Raw genomic sequence first — 3,468 nt, forward strand, 5'->3', positions numbered from 1 at the left:
CCCCCCCCGGGGGCCCCCCCGTCGCGCTCTCCGCGCCGCCTGAACTGCCCGCGCCAGTCGACGGAAAGACGACCGCGGACGGGGGAATCCCGGCTAAACGCCGATAACAGCGCATATGACGTCAGACCGCCCATGAACTTCGAGTGTCAACCGTCTGCGGTCGACTGTGGAGAGTATCAGCGCGGGGTTACGGCTGCGGCGGAGAGCTGCGCGCGAAGACCCGCCCGGTGCCGGTGGCAGCGGAGTAGTCATCCCGTAGCGGGTGATGCCGGCACCCACCCGGTGCCGACATCACCCATTTATGGGAACCTGCGTTTCCCGTCCAGGGCCGGCTTCACGGCAGCGCCGGTACGATGAACCGCTGGTACAGCCATTCGAAGAATGTTGTGGTTCCCATTTGGATTTGCGCGGTTCCGAACCGCGGCACCGCTGCGTCATCGGCGGCAGTCTGTTCAAGGGGAAATGTCAGGGCTGAGAGCTGTACGTCTTCCCCGAGGTCAACCGGTGCCAGGACGCTGGCCGGAATCATTCGCAGGTGTGGGGCAGGGTCTGCCACGGCAAACGTCCCCGCTTCGGTTTGAAGAACCAGTCCAGAGCGGAAAACCTTGATTTCCTGCCCGGCGTCCAGGTCCGGGACGGCTGAGGATTCGGCGAAGACCAAAGCCGGCCCCTGCTGGTCCTGGATAAATCCGGCGTTTGCCGTTGATGGAACGCGAAGGAAAAAGCCCGCGGCCAGTACAACGGCCAGTAAGGCCGCAGAAACGGCTGAGATGCGAAGGCGGGACGAACCCGTTGCTTCCTTGACGATGACACCGTAGCCTCCCACGAGTCCCAGCAGAACCAGCGCGACAATGATGAGGCAGACCCACGCCCCCACGATGCCGAATCCGGAGATAACATCCAGCCACAGTGATAGGGCTGTTCCCACCAGATAGACGGGGAACAGCAGGCAGGCGAGACCGAAGGCCCTGGCCCAGCGGATATCAGGAAGTTCATAATCGCGGGAAGATCCGAACATCAGGCGGGCCAGCAGTCGACGGGCGTCCCGCATGGCCTTATCGCGCAGGTGGCTCACGTTGACGTAGGACATCAGTGCGATATAGCCATCGAACTTGACAAAGGGGATCAGGTTCACGAGTGCGGCAATGTACCCGAATACTGCAAAAAGGAGCAGTGCACTTTTCACTGCGGGGTCCGCCGTCAGAGGTGCCGCAAGTGCGGCAAGGCCGGCCAGGAAGCTCTGGGTGAGGACGCCCGAGAGGGCAATCCAGACACGGTGCATTTTTGAATCAAGACGCCACCCGTCTGAGACATCGCAGAAGAACGCGGGAGTCAGGTAAAAGAGCATGAAGCCCATCCGTCTGGTCCGCCCGCCGAAGGCTGTCAATGCCATTCCGTGCCCGAATTCGTGGAGCATGGTCGCGGCAAACATGCCAACGATTACCCACAGATACACGCCAAGCGGCAGCCGGTTTCCGAGTACCTGGACCACGTCGCCGAAGTTCAGCGCGAGGGCAGCGAGTCCGGCCAGGACAATGACGGTCGAAGCGATGACTGTGGGTCTGGAGAGCAGCCGTCGCAGTCCGGAGTCCATTCGGCCCAGAAGCCTGCTCGGATCGAGCAGAGTGACCTGCAGCGTCAGGGGCGGAACATACCGTATCCACCTGGCGGCGCTTGGAACGGCGCTCCCGTCGTCCAGGAAGCCCTTTTGGGCCAGCGAATTCAGTGCTTGCTCCACAGCATCGGTGGTCCATCCCCGTCCGGTTTCGGTCCGCAGCCTGGATGCCAGCTGCTCGGGGGGTGATGCCCCGTCCAGTGCACGCATGAGCGCGGCAATGTCTGCGGAGACTTGGTACACCCTGCCCGCCTCGTCGGCGGCAGTCCAGCCGCCTCCCGAAGGGCCGACCTGCAGACTGTCCCGCAGCCTTGCTGGCCGGTCCAGGTCCGGAAGGGGCGGTGGTGTGCGGGTAGACATTTAGGCCAGATCCTTGCGCGCAGTAATGAAGTAGCCTGCTGCACCCAGTGCGGTGATCCAGGCGGCAATCACAATTCCCGCGCCCGGCGCCTCCAGCAGTCCAGGGCGGGGATCAAGGTAGAGCGAGCCCATGGCATTGGTCATAAAGAACCTGCCCACGTCAGGAGCGATGGCGTGCAGAGCAGGCTCGACGAGCAGACACAGGCCCACGACTATCAGTAGTCCGGCGATGACATTACGCACTATCAGGCCGATACAAACACCCCACAGCCCGGACACCGTGTTCACGATGAAGCAGCCCACGAACACCAGCCAGGCTTCCCGGGAGAAGTTCACTTCGGCGTCCACCGTCTTCAGCAACAGCCATGCGGACGGCAGCGACAGAATGGCGGCCGTTGCCGCACCGATAAGACCGATGACGGCCCCCGCAGCGAGCTTGTTGATAAAAAAGGCAGCCCGTCCCCCGCCCAGGAGGATCGATCGCTGCGCTGTGCCCTGACGGAAGTCACGCGCAACAAAATATGCCCCATACATCCCGATGACCAGCGACATGGCGAACCAATTGCGGACAACCTCCGTCGTGGCCCATTCCGGTGCTGAGCCTGGCGCGATTTCCGCCTGGCGGCCCGAGAGGATTCCCCACGCCGAAAGCACGATGAAGAAGACGCCTGCAACCAGGAACGCAGCAAATGTTGTTCCCGTCCGCAGTTTGGTCATTTCCGATGTCAGGCCGTTAAGCATGCGTACGCACCTCCGTTGTCGTATTGCCCGCCGGCGGCACCAGATCGAAGAAGCACTCTTCCAGGCGCCGTTCTCCGTTGCCGGTCAGCTCTGAGAGGGTGCCGGCGAACCGGAGGCTCTGCTGCAGAATGACGACGTCATCGACCGTCTGTTCGACTTCGGCCAGCATATGGCTGGACAGCAGGACCGTCGTTCCATCTGCGGCACGGTTCCTGAGGAAGGTCCGAAGCCAGCGGATGCCGTCCGGGTCCAGACCGTTGGTGGGTTCGTCCAGGATCAGCACCCTCGGGTCCGCCAGCATCGCCACGGCCAGGGCATGCCGCTGCCGCATGCCCGTTGAAAGTTTTTTCACGACCCGGCCAGCTGCATCCTCCAGCCCTACCAGCTCAATGACCTCGCTGATCCGGCGCTTTGGCAGTCCGAGCAGGCCCGTCCATACAGCCAGGTCACGACGGACCGTGGCGTCGGGTGTGGAGGCGATTCCTTCGATGCTGACTCCCACGTTCCGGCTCTCGGGACCGAGATCCGCAAAGCGCCGGCCGAACACTTCGGCAGACCCGGAGGAAGGGCTGATAAGCCCAAGGAGACCGCGGAGGGACGTTGATTTGCCGGCCCCATTGCGGCCAAGAAGTCCTACGATCCTGCCTTCATCGACCGAAAAGGTGAGGTCGTCGACCACCGCTCGGCCCTGGTAGATTTTCGAAAAATTCCGGAATTCCAGTACGGCGTTCATATGGTTCAGGGCCTGATTC

3 protein-coding genes are annotated in these 3,468 nt (G+C 62.5%); all 3 read right to left on the reverse strand.

Annotated features, from left to right (window positions below):
- Window positions 1–334: 334 nt before the first annotated feature.
- The gene (mpaP, locus tag AC5RW2_RS41595) at window positions 335–1,975 is read right to left on the reverse strand and encodes a daptide biosynthesis intramembrane metalloprotease (protein ID WP_494032479.1); all 1,641 of its coding nucleotides are present in this window, start codon (window positions 1,973–1,975) and stop codon (window positions 335–337) included.
- Window positions 1,976–2,716, reverse strand: a complete 741-nt coding sequence (locus tag AC5RW2_RS41600; protein WP_494032480.1) for a hypothetical protein — start codon at window positions 2,714–2,716, stop codon at window positions 1,976–1,978. It abuts the gene before it with no gap.
- On the reverse strand, window positions 2,709–3,468 hold a 760-nt coding region (locus AC5RW2_RS41605), incomplete at its 5' end, for an ABC transporter ATP-binding protein (RefSeq protein WP_494075326.1). The genes AC5RW2_RS41600 and AC5RW2_RS41605, both read right to left, overlap by 8 nt.

The organism is Arthrobacter sp. B0316-1-20, from assembly GCF_059091865.1.